Annotated in this window: 13 protein-coding genes and 1 tRNA gene; 4 read left to right on the top strand and 10 right to left on the bottom strand. The window is 60.4% G+C overall.

Annotated elements, in window-relative coordinates:
* Positions 1-89 precede the first annotated feature (89 nt).
* Entirely contained in the window at positions 90-1,007 is a 918-nt protein-coding gene (argF, locus tag RGCCGE502_RS02645) for an ornithine carbamoyltransferase (protein ID WP_016552619.1), read from the bottom strand.
* A gap of 43 nt (positions 1,008-1,050) precedes the next feature.
* A complete protein-coding gene (locus RGCCGE502_RS02640; RefSeq protein WP_016552618.1) occupies positions 1,051-2,247 on the bottom strand; it encodes an aspartate aminotransferase family protein in 1,197 nt (398 codons plus the stop codon).
* Between the two features lie 426 nt (positions 2,248-2,673).
* On the opposite strand from RGCCGE502_RS02640, the gene RGCCGE502_RS02635 reads away from it, so the two are divergent.
* Positions 2,674-3,207: a GcrA family cell cycle regulator gene (locus RGCCGE502_RS02635; protein ID WP_016552617.1), complete on the top strand. Its 534-nt coding sequence runs from the start codon at positions 2,674-2,676 to the stop codon at positions 3,205-3,207.
* Positions 3,208-3,303: 96 nt separating this feature from the next.
* Here the strand turns inward: RGCCGE502_RS02635 and phoB are convergent, their stop codons facing one another.
* The 7 genes from phoB to phoR all read right to left on the bottom strand — a co-directional run bounded on the left by phoB (position 3,304) and on the right by phoR (position 11,017).
* The gene (gene phoB, locus RGCCGE502_RS02630) at positions 3,304-3,987 is read right to left on the bottom strand and encodes a phosphate regulon transcriptional regulator PhoB (RefSeq protein ID WP_016552616.1); all 684 of its coding nucleotides are present in this window, start codon (positions 3,985-3,987) and stop codon (positions 3,304-3,306) included.
* Between the two features lie 36 nt (positions 3,988-4,023).
* On the bottom strand, positions 4,024-4,737 hold the full coding sequence (gene phoU / locus RGCCGE502_RS02625) for a phosphate signaling complex protein PhoU (protein ID WP_016552615.1): 714 nt from the start codon (positions 4,735-4,737) through the stop codon (positions 4,024-4,026).
* Positions 4,738-4,780: 43 nt separating this feature from the next.
* Positions 4,781-5,596 (bottom strand): phosphate ABC transporter ATP-binding protein PstB, encoded by an 816-nt coding sequence (pstB, locus tag RGCCGE502_RS02620; RefSeq protein WP_016552614.1) that lies wholly within the window; start codon positions 5,594-5,596, stop codon positions 4,781-4,783.
* 14 nt (positions 5,597-5,610) lie between these two features.
* Complete coding sequence (gene pstA / locus RGCCGE502_RS02615) at positions 5,611-6,933, bottom strand: phosphate ABC transporter permease PstA (protein ID WP_016552613.1); 1,323 nt, start codon at positions 6,931-6,933, stop codon at positions 5,611-5,613.
* On the bottom strand, positions 6,930-8,411 hold the full coding sequence (gene pstC / locus RGCCGE502_RS02610) for a phosphate ABC transporter permease subunit PstC (protein WP_016552612.1): 1,482 nt from the start codon (positions 8,409-8,411) through the stop codon (positions 6,930-6,932). Before pstC ends, pstA begins: the two co-directional genes overlap by 4 nt.
* A 149-nt stretch (positions 8,412-8,560) precedes the next feature.
* Positions 8,561-9,595: a substrate-binding domain-containing protein gene (locus tag RGCCGE502_RS02605; RefSeq protein WP_016552611.1), complete on the bottom strand. Its 1,035-nt coding sequence runs from the start codon at positions 9,593-9,595 to the stop codon at positions 8,561-8,563.
* 198 nt (positions 9,596-9,793) lie between these two features.
* On the bottom strand, positions 9,794-11,017 hold the full coding sequence (gene phoR / locus RGCCGE502_RS02600) for a phosphate regulon sensor histidine kinase PhoR (protein WP_040673888.1): 1,224 nt from the start codon (positions 11,015-11,017) through the stop codon (positions 9,794-9,796).
* Between the two features lie 236 nt (positions 11,018-11,253).
* Between phoR and ppk2 the strand changes: the two genes are divergently transcribed.
* Positions 11,254-12,135: a polyphosphate kinase 2 gene (ppk2, locus tag RGCCGE502_RS02595; RefSeq protein WP_016552609.1), complete on the top strand. Its 882-nt coding sequence runs from the start codon at positions 11,254-11,256 to the stop codon at positions 12,133-12,135.
* 3 nt (positions 12,136-12,138) lie between these two features.
* Here the strand turns inward: ppk2 and RGCCGE502_RS02590 are convergent, their stop codons facing one another.
* Complete coding sequence (locus tag RGCCGE502_RS02590; protein WP_016552608.1) at positions 12,139-13,317, bottom strand: PilN family protein; 1,179 nt, start codon at positions 13,315-13,317, stop codon at positions 12,139-12,141.
* Between the two features lie 255 nt (positions 13,318-13,572).
* Between RGCCGE502_RS02590 and RGCCGE502_RS02585 the strand changes: the two genes are divergently transcribed.
* Positions 13,573-14,532: an NAD(P)H-dependent flavin oxidoreductase gene (locus tag RGCCGE502_RS02585; RefSeq protein WP_016552607.1), complete on the top strand. Its 960-nt coding sequence runs from the start codon at positions 13,573-13,575 to the stop codon at positions 14,530-14,532.
* Between the two features lie 130 nt (positions 14,533-14,662).
* Positions 14,663-14,738, top strand: a tRNA-Thr gene (locus tag RGCCGE502_RS02580).
* Positions 14,739-14,772: the final 34 nt, after the last annotated feature.

The following is a 14,772-nucleotide window of genomic DNA, read 5'->3' as shown; positions in this document are numbered from 1 at the left end:
CTTCTCCTAGTCTGAGAGCGGGCGGGCAAGAGTGTCCATCCGCTCGCGCGGCCAACGGGCCTTACGGCCAAACGTGGCGCCAGTATGGTTCAGATCGCGCCCAGGCACCAAGCAAGAATCGACTTCTGCGCATGAAGGCGGTTTTCCGCTTCATCGAAGACCACGGATTGCGGGCCGTCGATCACCTCGTCTGTAACTTCCTCACCGCGATGGGCTGGCAGGCAATGCATGAACAATGCATCCTTGTCGGCCTGTGCCATCAAAGCCGAATTGACCTGGTAAGGCTGGAAGACGTTGTGACCCCGGGCCCGATGTTCCTGATTCATGGAGACCCAGGTATCGGTCACCACGCAATCGACGCCGGCAACCGCGCGGTCAGCATCGTGACCAAGCATGATTTCGGCGCCTTCATTGCGGGCCCAGTTCAGATAGTGATCCTTTGGCTCGGAACCAAGGGGTACCGCCATGTTCATGCGATAGCCGAAGCGGGCAGCGCCTTCGATCAGAGAATGCAGCACATTGTTGCCGTCGCCCGTCCAGGCAACGGTCTTGCCCTTGATGGGGCCGCGATGCTCCTCGAAGGTCATGATGTCGGCCATGATCTGGCAGGGATGCGTATCATCCGTCAGTGCGTTGATGACAGGAACGGTTGCGTGTTCCGCGAGTTCCAGCATGCGACCGTGGTCGGTCGTCCGGATCATGATCGCATCGACATAGCGCGACAGTACCTTCGCCGTATCGCCGATCGTCTCGGCGCGGCCGAGTTGCATTTCGGTACCCGACAGGAACAGCGTCTCTCCGCCGAGCTGGCGCATGCCAACATCGAAAGACACGCGCGTACGAGTCGAGGGCTTCTCGAAGATCATCGCCAGCATCTTGCCGGCGAGCGGCTTGTCACCTTGGCCGGCTTTGAAGGCCTGCTTGCGGGACATCGCGTCGTTCATGATAAGCCGCAGGTCGGATGCCGCGACGGCGGAGAGATCGAGAAAGTGTTTGGGGGATGCCATCGTCTTTACCTATCGCGCCCGCCTTCCGGCAGGCCTTATCCATTCAAGCCGTCTTCTTTGCCTTCGAAGCACGCAGGCTTTCGGCGGCGTGTTCAAGGCGGACAAGGCCTTCGCGGGCTTCGTCAGCCGTGACGACCAGAGGCGGCAAAAGGCGAACGACGTTGTCGCCAGCGGGTACGCCGAGCAGATGAGCGTCACGGATCGCTTGCAGCAATTCCGAAGACGGGACAGCTGCCTTGACGCCGAGCAGCAGTCCCTCGCCTCTGACGTCTTCGATGATATCAGGATAGCGATCCTTGAGCGAGGCCAGCCCTTGACGGAAGACCAACGAGACGTCGCGCACCTGCTGCAGGAAGCCGTCCGCGAGAACCACGTCGAGCACGGCACCGCCGACAGCCATGGCCAGCGGATTGCCGCCATAGGTGGAGCCGTGTGTGCCCGCCTTCATCCCGGAAGCAGCCTCTGCCGTCGCAAGGCAGGCGCCGAGCGGGAAGCCGCCGCCGATGCCCTTTGCGACCGCCATGATATCAGGCGTGGCGCCAGACCACTCGTGCGCAAAGAGCTTGCCGGTACGTCCCACACCCGTTTGCACTTCGTCGTAGATCAGCAGCAGGCCGTGCTCGTCGCAGATTGCGCGAAGCGCCTTCAGGAACTCGTTGGTCGCGGGGCGAACACCGCCTTCTCCCTGAATGGGCTCGATAAGGATAGCAGCCGTCTCGCTCGTGATGGCGGCGCGAACGGCATCGAGATCACCGAAGGGAACCTGGTCGAAACCGGGCGCCTTGGGACCGAAGCCTTCGAGATATTTCTCCTGGCCGCCGGCAGCAATGGTCGCCAGTGTGCGGCCATGGAAGGCGCCTTCAAAGGTGATGATATGGAACCGCTCAGGGTGGCCCTTGGAATACTGATAGCGGCGTGCCGTCTTGATCGCACATTCCAGAGCTTCGGCGCCGGAGTTCGTGAAGAAAACCTTGTCGGCGAACGTCGCATCGGTCAGACGCTTGGCGAGCAATTCCTGACCCGGGATCTCATAAATGTTGGAAAGGTGCCAGACCTTGTCGGCCTGCTCCTTGAGGGCGCCAACGACGTGCGGATGGCCATGACCAACAGAAGTGACGGCAACGCCCGCGCCGAAATCAAGATATCGCTCGCCCGCTTCAGTGATCAGCCAAACGCCCTCGCCTCGCTCGAACCGCAGCGGGGCACGAGAGTAGGTATCGTAAAGCGCGGCTTCAGCCATGGCGCGATCTCCTGTCATAGATTCTGCGGCCGGACTCCGGCTAAGGAAAGCAGGTCCGGAAAATTAAAAATGCCGCCTTTCGGCGGCGAGTAGCACTATTTACTTTTCGCACTGCAATGTCAACAAAACTGAGCTTTTACGGCATGCGTCAAGCCGCCATCCGGAGGCGGTGGACCTATCAACAACTAATGTTGCAGAAATGACTCTGCCGTCCAGCAAGTTGGGGAAAACTTGAAATTCGATTCGCCGGGATTCAACCGACTCTTGTCACGGAGTCAGCCTCACACTAGGTTAAAACTCAATTACTAGACTGCATGCGGCGGAACTAGTCACCAAAATCGAGCAAGCGTTTCTTGCCTCGGATACGTCCGGGGCAACGGTGAAGGATTCTGCCTACACCAACGCTAATAAGGCGGAGACAGGGGCATGAACTGGACAGACGAGCGCGTTGAAAAACTGAAGAAGCTTTGGTCCGAGGGCCTTAGCGCCAGCCAGATCGCAGCACAACTTGGCGGCGTAAGCCGCAACGCCGTCATTGGCAAAGTCCACCGTTTGAGTTTGCCCGGCCGCGCCAAGGCCGGGGGCTCGACGACGACTGTCAGGACGCCCAAGCGCACGACGTCCGCGCCCCGCGCTCCGAACTATGCGTCTCGCGTCGCCACGCGCACCGTCACCCGCCAGCAGGGTGCGACGATGCTCAAGGAAGAAGTCGAGATCGATGCGATCGAGGAAGTCCGGTATCGTCCGGCCGCAAACGTCGTCGTTCCGATTTCGCGTCGCCTCGGCCTGACGGAACTGACCGAACGCACCTGCAAGTGGCCAGTCGGCGATCCGCTGAAGGACGACTTCCACTTCTGCGGCTGCGAGTCCCCGGACAACTCCCCCTACTGCACGTACCACCAGCGTATGGCGTATCAGCCGGTCAACGAACGCCGCAAGGCAGCCAGCCGGGTCGCCTGACCCGGAAGCCGGATAAGGACACAAGAAAACGGGCCCACGCGGGCCCGTTTTCGTTTGTGAAATTTTATGAAAGTCGCTCGGTCTTTCCGGGAAAAGCTAGGCTTCCATGGAATAGCCGGCGCCGCGAACGGTGCGGATGACGTCCTGCATGTTGGAGAAGTTCAGCGCCTTGCGCAGGCGACCGACATGGACATCGACGGTGCGTTCGTCGACATAGATGTCATGACCCCAGACGCCATCAAGCAATTGCGAGCGCGAAAAGACGCGCCCGGGGGACGCCATCAGGAACTCGAGAAGGCGGAACTCGGTCGGGCCGAGGCGGACTTCGCGGCTCTTGCGATGTACGCGATGCGTCTCGCGGTCGAGCTCGATGTCGCCGCACTTCAGCAGCGTCGAGAGCACTTCCGGCTTGGCGCGGCGAAGCATCGCCTTGACGCGAGCAACCAGCTCCGGCGTCGAAAACGGCTTGACCACGTAATCGTCGGCACCGGTGGAGAGGCCGCGAACACGTTCGCTTTCTTCGCCACGCGCCGTCAGCATGATGATCGGCAGGCGCTCGGTCTCCGGCCGCATACGCAGACGACGGCAGAGTTCGATGCCGGATACGCCAGGCAGCATCCAATCGAGGATCAGGATGTCCGGGGTCCGTTCCTGCAACCGGATCTCGGCCTCGTCGCCGCGCAGGATGGTATCGACCTCGAAACCTTCAGCCTCAAGGTTATAACGGAGAAGCACGCTCAGTGCTTCCTCGTCTTCGACGACTGCTACTTTTGGGATCATTCGTTTCGGTCTCCTGGGGGCGCGGTCGCAGAACGATTATTCGGTGACAGCGCCGACGGTGTTGGCGGTATCGTCCTTCGGACGTTCGCCTTCCGGCTGGGCACCGGTGGCCATGTAGTAGATAGTCTCGGCAATGTTGGTGGCATGGTCGCCGATACGCTCGATGTTCTTGGCGCAGAACAGGAGATGCGTGCAGCTGGTAATGTTGCGCGGATCTTCCATCATGTAGGTGAGCATCTCGCGGAACAGCGAGGTGTACATCGCGTCGATTTCCTCGTCGCGCTCACGGATCGACTTTGCCTTGTCGGCAGCGCGGCTCGTATAGACATCGAGTACTTCCTTGAGCTGGACGAGCGCCAGTTCGGAGAGGTGCTCAAGGCCGCGGGCGAGCTTGCGCGGGACGCCGGCGCTCTGCACGGCGATAACGCGCTTGGCGGTGTTCTTGCCAAGATCGCCGACGCGCTCGAGGTCAGCCGCGATGCGGATCGAACCCATGATCTCGCGAAGGTCGGCGGCCATGGGCTGGCGACGGGCGATGGTAACGATCGCCTTGTCACCAACCTCGCGTTCGGCGTGATCGAGGATCACGTCGTCGGAGATGACCTTCTGGGCCAGGGCCGTGTCGCCGTTGACAAGGGCGCGAACCGCATCCGAAACCATCTGCTCGGCCAGGCCGCCCATTTCCGAGATACGGCGCGTCAGAAACTTCAAATCATCGTCATACGCAGAAAAGATATGTGTCGATGCCATAGGGATCATCCTTGAATGTCGTGAGTGTTACCGTCGTCGGCGATCAACCGAAGCGACCCATGATGTAGTCCTGGGTGCGCGGGTCGTCCGGGTTGGTGAACATCTTGTCGGTGTCGTTCTCCTCGACGAGATTGCCGAGGTGGAACATGGCCGTGCGCTGCGAAACGCGGGCGGCCTGCTGCATCGAGTGCGTCACGATGACGATCGTGTAGTTTTCGCGAAGCTCGTGGATCAGCTCCTCGACCTTTGCCGTGGCGATCGGATCGAGAGCCGAGCACGGCTCGTCCATCAGAATCACTTCCGGGCTGACGGCAACGGCGCGGGCGATGCAGAGACGCTGCTGCTGACCACCGGAAAGGCCGGTGCCGGCTTCGTGAACGCGATCCTTCACCTCGTTCCACAGACCGGCGCGCTGCAGGCTGACCTCGACGATCTGGTCCATGTCGGCCTTCGACTTAGCAAGACCATGGATGCGCGGGCCGTATGCGACGTTCTCGTAGATCGTCTTCGGGAACGGGTTCGGCTTCTGGAACACCATGCCGACGCGAGCGCGGAGCTCCACGACATCGATATCCGGATCGTAGATATCGTCACCATCGAGCGTGATCTTGCCGGTCACGCGGCAACCATCGATCGTGTCATTCATGCGGTTCAGGCTGCGCAGGAAGGTGGACTTGCCGCAACCGGACGGGCCGATCAATGCTGTCACCGTGTTTTCGCGAATGTTCAGCTTCACATCGAAAAGCGCACGCTTTTCGCCGTAGTAAACCGAGACGTCCTGGCCGATCATCTTATAAGGAACGGTATTCATCTTCTGATCCAGCGCCTTCTCAACTGCTGCTTCCGTCAACATGTTCATAATGTCTACTCCGTTTACCAGCGGCGCTCAAAGCGACGACGCAAGAGAATGGCTCCGAAGTTCATGACGACCAGGAACAGGAGCAGGACGATGATGGCACCCGATGTGCGCTCGACGAAGGCACGCTCGGCTTCGTTGGCCCACATGTAGACCTGCACCGGCAGGGCCGTCGAAGGCTCCATCGGCGTTGCCGGTGCGTTGGCGACGAAGGCGACCATGCCGATCAAGAGCAGCGGAGCCGTCTCGCCGAGTGCATGTGCCAGGCCGATGATCGTGCCGGTCAGGATGCCGGGCATCGCGAGCGGCAGGACGTGGTGGAACACCATCTGCATCTTCGAGGCACCGAGACCAAGGGCAGCCGCGCGGATTGACGGCGGCACGGCGCGGAGCGCTGCGCGCGTCGCGATGATGATCGTCGGCAGGGTCATCAGCGACAGCACCAGACCGCCGACCAGCGACGCGGAGCGCGGCAGGCCTGCGAAGTTGATGAAGACGGCAAGACCGAGCAGACCGTAGACGATCGAGGGAACAGCCGCGAGGTTGTTGATGTTCACCTCGATCAGGTCGGTCAGCTTGTTCTTCGGCGCAAACTCTTCGAGATAGATCGAAGCGGCGACACCGATCGGCAGCGAGAGCGCGAGCACGATCAGCATCAGGTAGAGCGAACCTATCAGCGCAACGCCGAGGCCCGCAGCTTCCGGACGGCTGGAGTTGCCGTTGACGAAGAGGCCGGTGTTGAACTTCTTGTGAAGGGTGCCATCGGCGGCCAGCTGGTTCATCCAGCCAACCTGCTTGTCGTTCACCTTGCGGTTCTTTTCGTCCACCTTGAGATCGATCTGGCCCTTGTTGGCGGAGTCGATATTGGCGTCCGCAAGCAGCGTGACATTGACCGTCTTGCCGATCAGCGACGGGTCGGCGACGACCATGTCGCGCAGCTGGATCGGCGCACCCTTCGAGATCATCGCGGCCGCGTCACGAAGATCCGGACGGCTCGACGGATTGAGGTTGAGCGCCTTGATCATCGCGTCGCGGATGAGAGGCGCGTAGTTCGCAGCAACCAGCACCGAGGGATCGGTCGCTCGCTTGTTGTTTGGGTCGATCGTTTTCTCGCTGAACTCGATCGGCAGCGTGATCGCCGTCTGCTGAAAGGCCGTATAGCCTTTGCTGATAACGCTCGTCAGCAGGATTGCCAGGAAGATCAAGCCAAAGGAGATTGCGGCAATCCCATAGGCCCGGAACCGACGTTCCGCGGCATAGCGGCGCTTCAGGCCGATGTCGCGACGTTCAGGCGCCTTCGAGACGACAACGCCTTGAACCGGAGAAACAATATCCGTCATTCGTACTGCTCCCGGTATTTGCGCACGATGTAGAGCGCGTAGATGTTGAGGCAAAGCGTGATGAAGAACAGCGTGATGCCGAGGGCGAAGGCAACCAGCGTCTGCGGCGAGGTAAATTCAAGGTCGCCTGTCAGCTGATTGACGATCTTGACCGTCACTGTCGTCATCGGCTCGAAAGGATTGATCTGGATGCGGGCAGCAACGCCTGCCGCCAGCACGACGATCATGGTTTCACCGATCGCACGCGAGGCCGTCATCAGAAGCGCGCCGACGATGCCGGGAAGCGCTGCGGGAAGCACGACCTTCTTGATCGTTTCCGAGCGCGTCGCACCGAGACCGAGCGAACCGTCACGAAGCGCACGCGGCACCGCGGTGATGATATCGTCCGACAGCGACGAAACGTACGGGATCAGCATGATGCCCATGACGATACCCGCAGTCAGAACGCTCTGCGCCTGAATGAAGTTCGTGTAGTTACCGGAAAGGAGGCCGCTCACCTGAGAAGACAAATCGCGCAGGAACGGACCGACGGTGACGAGGGCGAAGAAGCCGTAGACGATCGTCGGAATACCGGCGAGAACTTCGAGCAGCGGCTTTGCGATCGAGCGGACCCTGGGAGCGGCGTACTCAGCCATGTAGATCGCCGCGAAGAGACCGACTGGTACCGCCACCAGCATTGCAACGAAGCCAATATAGAGCGTACCGAGCAACAGCGGGATCAAGCCGAATTGCCCGAAGGACGAGCTGCCGGCACCGGCGAAGCGCGGATCCCATACCGTCCCGAAGAAGAAGTCTGCAGCGGGAACAGCCGCGAAGAAGTGGGCCGCTTCCGTCAGCATCGACAGAACGATACCGATCGTCGTCAGGATGGCGATCGACGATGCCAGGAGCAGGCCCCAGAGCATGACGCGCTCGACGCGGTTTCGGGCGCGGAACCGCGGAGCGACTTCGCGAAGCGCATAAAAGGCGCCAGCGACGGCAACGACGAGAACCAGCGCCGTCATCACGAGGCGGCTGGAGCCGGATTCTGCATTCAGCTTCTGCGCCGCCTCAATCATGTAGGGCTGAGGCGGACCGGCGAGCGGAACGCCTTTTGCGGCAAGCTTTGCCTGGAGGCCGGCCGGATCGCCGGCAGCACCGGCAACCTCGTCAGCAGTGAGCAGCGGCAAGCCCCGCGCGATGGCGCTGACCATGCCGTAGTTCAGGTTCTGCTGTGCGGCCGGTTGGGCCTTTACGTCATCCAGGAAGGCACCACGGACGGAAGATTCAATGATTGAAGGGCTGATCGCCAGCCAGGCGCACAGCAGGATAAGTGCAGGCAGCATCGCCCAGATTGCGGCATAGACGCCATAGTAACCCGGTCGCGAATGCAGTGCGGAGGACTTGCCCCCGGCAAGTGCCGTAGCACGGCTGCGCGCTGCAAGATATGCAACGGCGCCAAGTACCACGAGGCACAAGAGAATGATGGATGTACCCATTCGTTTAGGTCCCCAGGCCCTTTGACTCCAAAAGCGGAAGCGGCAGGCAGACCGATCCGGCTCTCAAACTTGGAGAAGTTCAAACCTCGTCCCAGCGGCGGGAACAAGGCAATGCCGGCGCGATCTGGTGATCGCGCCGGCAAAGGTCATTACATGGTCTTGCCGTCTTCAACGCTCTTGCGGATGGCGTCGCGTTCAGCGTCCGGAGCGGCAACGAGGCCGTACTCGACGAGCGGGCTGTCAGGGCCGATCATCTGCTCGGAAACGAAGAAGTTGACGTATTCCTTCAGGCCCGGGATAACGCCGAGGTGTGCCTTCTTGACGTAGAAGAACAGCGGACGGGAAACCGGATAGGTGCCGTTGGAGATGGTTTCGGTCGACGGAACGATACCGTTGACGGTCGCAACCTTCAGCTTGTCGGCGTTGTTTTCATAGAAGGAAAGGCCGAAGACGCCAACGCCGGTCTTGTTGGCAGCGATGCGTGCCAGGGTTTCCGGATAGTCGCCGTCGATGTCGACAGCAGCGCCGTCCTTACGAACTGCAACGCAAGCCTTGGTCTGGGCAGCAGCGTCAGAGATCGCAGCCTTGATGACGTCGAGAGCGCCGGAAGCCTTGCAGCCAGCAGCGAGAACGTTCTGCTCGAAGACTTCGCGGGTGCCGTGCTTTTCGCCCGGGATGTAGGCAGCGATATCAACAGCGGGAAGAGCCGGGTTGACTTCCGACCACTTCTTGTACGGGTTGTCGACGAGCTTACCGTCAACGACGACCTGAGCGGCCAGAGCCTTGTAGATGTCGGCCGGAACGTAAGCAACGTCTGGGTTGGACGAGTCGGTTGCGAAGACGATGCCGTCATAACCGATCTTGACTTCCTGGATGTCGGTTACGCCAGCAGCCTTGCAGGCGTCCAGTTCCTTGGCGTTGATCGGACGCGAAGCGTTGGCAACGTCGATGCTATCCGGGCCGACGCCCTTGCAGAATTCCTTGAGGCCTGCGCCCGTGCCGCCGGATTCAACGACCGGCGTCTTGAAGTCCGTGAAGGTTTCGCCGAAAGTTTCGGCAACGATCTTGGCGTAAGGCAGGACGGTGGAGGAACCGGCTACCTGAACCTGGTCGCGAGCAACAGCCGCGCCAGCAAAAGCGGCGGAAGCGGCAAGTGCAGCGACCGTAAGTTTAAAAGCGTTCATAACAATCTCCCGGGCATAATGCGGTCTGAGTGCGGCCTTCAGTGGCCTTTGGCGGTGCCGTCTCATCAGCGGCACGCTCTCTTTAGCCCCTGATGACTAGAGCTTTTATGTCATTTTGACGAAACATTTGTGACAGCTTATGTATTTGAATTTAAAGCACAAAGAATGGACGATGGTCGAAGTCCCTGCAGTTTTATGTCAAAACCGCACGGTGAAGCTCGTCCCCTTCCCGACTTCCGACTTGACGATCAGCCGGGCGCGGTGCCGGGTCAGGATGTGTTTGACGATGGCAAGGCCCAGCCCCGTGCCCTTCTTCGAACGGCTATCCTCGATGCTCACCCGATAGAATCGCTCGGTCAGACGGGGCACGTGCTCGGCAGGAATGCCCGGCCCCTTGTCGACCACGGTGACCTCGACAGGTTCACCCGAGCCATTCTTCAAGAAGACATCGACGGTCTTCCCCTCCTGCCCGTATTTGCAGGCATTTTCCATCAGGTTTTCAAATACCTGAACCAACTCGTCGCGGTCGCCGAGCACCTCTGCCTTGCCTTGCGGCAGATGCAGAGCGATCTCCACACCGACGTCATGTGCAAGCGGCACCAGCGAGTCCCTGACGTGGCCGAGAAGGGGGACCAGGTCGACCTTCTGATCCGGGGCGATATGTGACTTGAGCTCCAACCGAGAAAGGGAAAGCAGGTCGTCGACTAGACGGCTCATGCGGGTGGCCTGATCCAGCATGATACCCAGAAAGCGCTCCTGCGCCTTCGCGTCGTTCTTTGCTGGTCCCTGGATGGTCTCGATGAAACCTCGCAGGGACGCCAGCGGCGTCCGCAACTCATGGCTGGCGTTGGCGACGAAGTCGGAACGCATGCGGTCGATGCGCCGGACTTCGGAAATATCGCGAAACGAGACCAAGAAGAAGCGTTCATCCGTCGGCTGCTGTCGATCCAACTCCACGGGTGCGCTGCGGACGATGTAAACGCGCTCGGACGGCAGGCGCTCGGAATGCTCGATCTGGTTCGGCGCGTTGGTCGCAATCGTTTCGGCGATCATGTCGAGGACGCCCGGCGAGCGCAGGCGCGCGGAAATGTGGGCACCAACCGTAACCTCGCCAAACGCCTTTTCCGCAGCGCGATTTTGGTAAAGCACCGAGGCATCATTTGAAAGCACCATGACGGGCATGTCGAGCGCGGCCAACGTCGCCGTTACTTCACCCGACCTGCTGGGCGGCGTTTCGATAATCTCAGGAGCAGGTTCAAGCGGCGCCTCTCGGATGAAGGGAACCGCGTGCCACACGGCGGTGATGACCATCAATAGCAAAAGACCGAGGACGACCCACTTGTTCACGCCCGCGGCAAGAGCGATCAGTGCGATCAGCAGCGCCACCAGCAGAACCGGGCGTTCCTGCCGAACGCGTGCGATCAAGCTTCTTGTCAACGGTACCTTGTCTTCCACTGCCCCTCGCGATCCCGACTCGCACTATTGCCTTCAAACCTCTGCGTGATAGCCGTGAATCATGACAGAAGTTTTCGACCGCAGCCAGCAGTGGAAGGGCTGCAACGGGAACGCACAGGAATTTCCGCGATCTGCAAGACATTTGATTTTCAAAAGGAAATATGATCGCCTGTCTCAGCGAAGGTTATAGCGGGAGAGAAGTCATGGCCGATGATGTCGAAAGCAGAGCCGTCGAACTGGACATCCGCGGAAAGAAGCGCGTCTTCGACGTCGACGATCCAGTGCTGCCGGATTGGGTGGACGAGGCAGCCCTGCAATCGGGCGACTTCCCCTACAACAAGAAACTCAAGGAAGAGGAATACCTCGAGGAGCTGCAGAAACTGCAGATTGAACTCGTCAAGGTGCAGTTCTGGCTGCAGGCGACCGGCAAGCGCGTCATGGCGCTTTTCGAGGGACGCGATGCGGCGGGCAAAGGTGGGGCGATTTCAGCCTCGTCCGCCCATATGAATCCGCGCCTCGCCCGGGTGGTTGCCCTGACCAAGCCAACCGAACGCGAGGCAGGGCAATGGTATTTTCAGCGCTACATCACGCAGTTTCCCACCGCCGGCGAATTCGTGCTGTTCGATCGGTCCTGGTATAACCGGGCCGGGGTTGAACCGGTCATGGGCTTCTGCACCCCGAAGCAATATGACGACTTCCTGAAGCAAACACCTCAGCTCGAGAATGGCATCGCCCATGAGGGCATCTTCTTTTTCAAGTTCTATCTCGATATCGGCCGCGAGATGCAGCTGAAGCGGTTCCATGACCGGCGGCACGATCCGCTCAAGGTATGGAAGCTCTCCTCGATGGATATAGCGGCGCTGACGAAATGGGGCGACTATAGCGATAAGCGGGACCGTATGCTGAAGGAGACGCATACGGACGCCGCGCCCTGGACGGTCATTCACGCCAACGACAAGCGTCGCGCGCGGCTGAACCTGATCCGTCACATGCTGAAGAGGATGGACTACGACGGCAAGGACAAGGACGCCATCGGCAAGCTCGACGACAAGATCATCGGCTCAGGTCCCGGCTTCCTGAAATAACGCCTATTGTCCTGGCAGGATCCGCACGGCGTAGAGATTGATGCCGCGTGCCTTGCCGTCGACGTCGGTGTTGATCGTCAGGCTGCCGGCAGAGTTCGGCGCCAGTGATCGATCGAAGCGGACCTGCAGAAGCACGTCCGATTTCTGCCGGGTGACGGAGAAGCGATGGCGGGCGCAGTCGCCGAGCGGCTGGAAATTGCACTCTACGGTAATCTGCGTCGGTTCGTCGGACGTCGATTGCAGCGTGATTGCAATCGTCGAGGACTTGCCGGCCAATTGCTGCAGCACATCCGCCGGCACGCTGACACTGACATTGCCGTCGCTGCCATTGGTTTGCGAGGTCAGGCGCACTGCCGGGCCATCGTTTTCAGCGACGTTCTGCGTCTGAGACTGCGGGCCGGTCTTGATCTTGTCCGCATCGGACGGCTTGAAAACCTCGATCCAATCTGCCGAGAAAGAGTTTTGCGGGTCGATTGTGACGGGAGCCGCATTATCGCCCGCAGCAGTGTTATCGGTGCCGTCAAAGTCTTCCGGCTGCGTGGTCGCCGGCGGATTGGCAACGCCCGTATCTCGTTCTGCGGCGGTCATCAGCAGGCCCGATGAATAGACCCACCATGCGCCCATGCCAATGAAGGCGAGAAGAACACAAGCGACGAGCAGCCTCGAGAAGAACTTGCGCGGCTTGCGCCGGACCGCCGCACGCTCCGGCCGAAAGTCCATCCGAGCCGGTTTTTGCTCCACCGTCGCCGGCGCCTCGGCCGTCGGCGCAGCGCCGAGGTGATCGCCGCTGCCCGCATGCACGCCGGCGAGGCTGGATTCGTCGTCGAAGCGTGGGTCCGTGACCGAATGCTCGCGGGTCTCGCCGCCGATCGAGACGTTTGCCGCCTCGTCCTCTGCGGCATGGGCCACGGGCTTCGGCATTTCCACCTCGGGTGGCACAGGAATTTCAGGCGGCCCCTGACGCGGATGGAGACGCTCGCGCTCTTCAGCCTCGATCGTATGGATCGTTGTTTCGAGTCTATGGCGATGATGGGTCACCGCTTCCGCGTCGGTGATGTCCTGTTTGCGGAGACCGGCTTCGAGCGCCTGACGTGCGGATTGATAAATCTTTGCACGGACTTCGGGATTGTCGCGATCGGCATTGTTGAGCGCCGTTCTGATAGCCGTTTCTAATCCGCTCACGTCCGGTCCTTTACTCTGAGACTGGGCTTTGTCCTTGACACTTCGTAAAAGCGGTAGCTGCTGCCAGGGCAAATCGCAAGCCTCACCCCGCTACCGGGTCGGATCGGCCGGGGATAACGCAGGGTTGCCGCGTGCTGCCTTATCGTCTTGCAAGAATAGCCGATATTTATGGAATCGATAGAGCGAGCTTTTCCTCACCGAAAGTCTCTGCTATCACATTGACGCTTTCGTAAACGTCAATTCTTACGGTATCTCATGGCCCTGCCTCCGATCCTCACCCAGAATCTCAGATTGCCGGTTGTCGCCTCGCCGCTCTTCATCATTTCGCACCCGGCGCTGACGCTGGCGCAGTGCAAGGCTGGGGTCGTTGGCGCCTTTCCCGCGCTGAACGCACGGCCGGAGAGCCAGCTCGACGAATGGCTGGCGATGATCACCGAGGATCTCGCTGCCCACAACGCGGCAAACCCTGATCGGCCGGCCGCCCCGTTTGCCGTCAACCAGATCGTCCACATGTCGAACAAGCGGCTGGAGCATGACCTCAGGCTCTGCGTCAAATACAAGGTGCCCGTGGTCATCTCGTCGCTTGGCGCCGTGCCGGAAGTCAATGCCGCGGTGCATTCCTATGGCGGCATCGTACTCCACGATGTCATCAACAACCGCCATGCCAACTCGGCCATCCGCAAGGGTGCCGACGGGCTGATTGCCGTCGCAGCCGGTGCCGGCGGTCACGCCGGGACACTTTCGCCCTTTGCCCTCATTCAGGAGATCCGCGAATGGTTCGATGGGCCGCTGCTGCTTGCCGGCGCCATCGCCAATGGCGGCGCCATCCTCGCGGCGCAGGCCATGGGGGCCGACATGGCCTATATCGGCACGCCGTTCATCGCGACCGAGGAGGCTCGCGCTTCCGAGGCCTACAAGCAGGCAATCGTCGACGGCATGGCGAACGACATCGTCTATTCCAACTACTTCACGGGCGTTCACGGCAACTACCTCAAGCCCTCCGTCAAAGCCGTCGGCCTCGATCCCGACGATCTCCCGGCCGCCGATCCCTCCAAAATGGATTTCGAACAGGCCGTCGGCGGCGCCAAGGCCTGGAAGGATATCTGGGGTAGCGGCCAGGGCATCGGCGCCATCAAGGCCATCGAACCGGTCGGCAAGCTCGTCGACCGGCTCGAGACCGAATATACGGCTGCCCGTGCGCGCCTGTCGTTGTAACGGTCGACCACAGATTTCCACAGCGCCGTTCTTTTTTACCGAAGAGATGACAGGGCGCTTGAAATCTTCAAACAATGCCTGTATCAGCCCCATGCAAATCGCGGGGCCGCATGGTTCGGCCGCATGGATTGCCGCTTTAGCTCAGTCGGTAGAGCACATCATTCGTAATGATGGGGTCACGTGTTCGAGTCACGTAAGCGGCACCATTCCATCCAATAAGATCATTTACTTTCCCGGATA

This window comes from Rhizobium grahamii CCGE 502 (assembly GCF_000298315.2).
In the GTDB taxonomy this organism is placed as follows: domain Bacteria; phylum Pseudomonadota; class Alphaproteobacteria; order Rhizobiales; family Rhizobiaceae; genus Rhizobium; species Rhizobium grahamii.
Note: the sequence above shows the minus strand (reverse complement) of the source record. Positions and strands in the feature narration are given on the sequence as shown.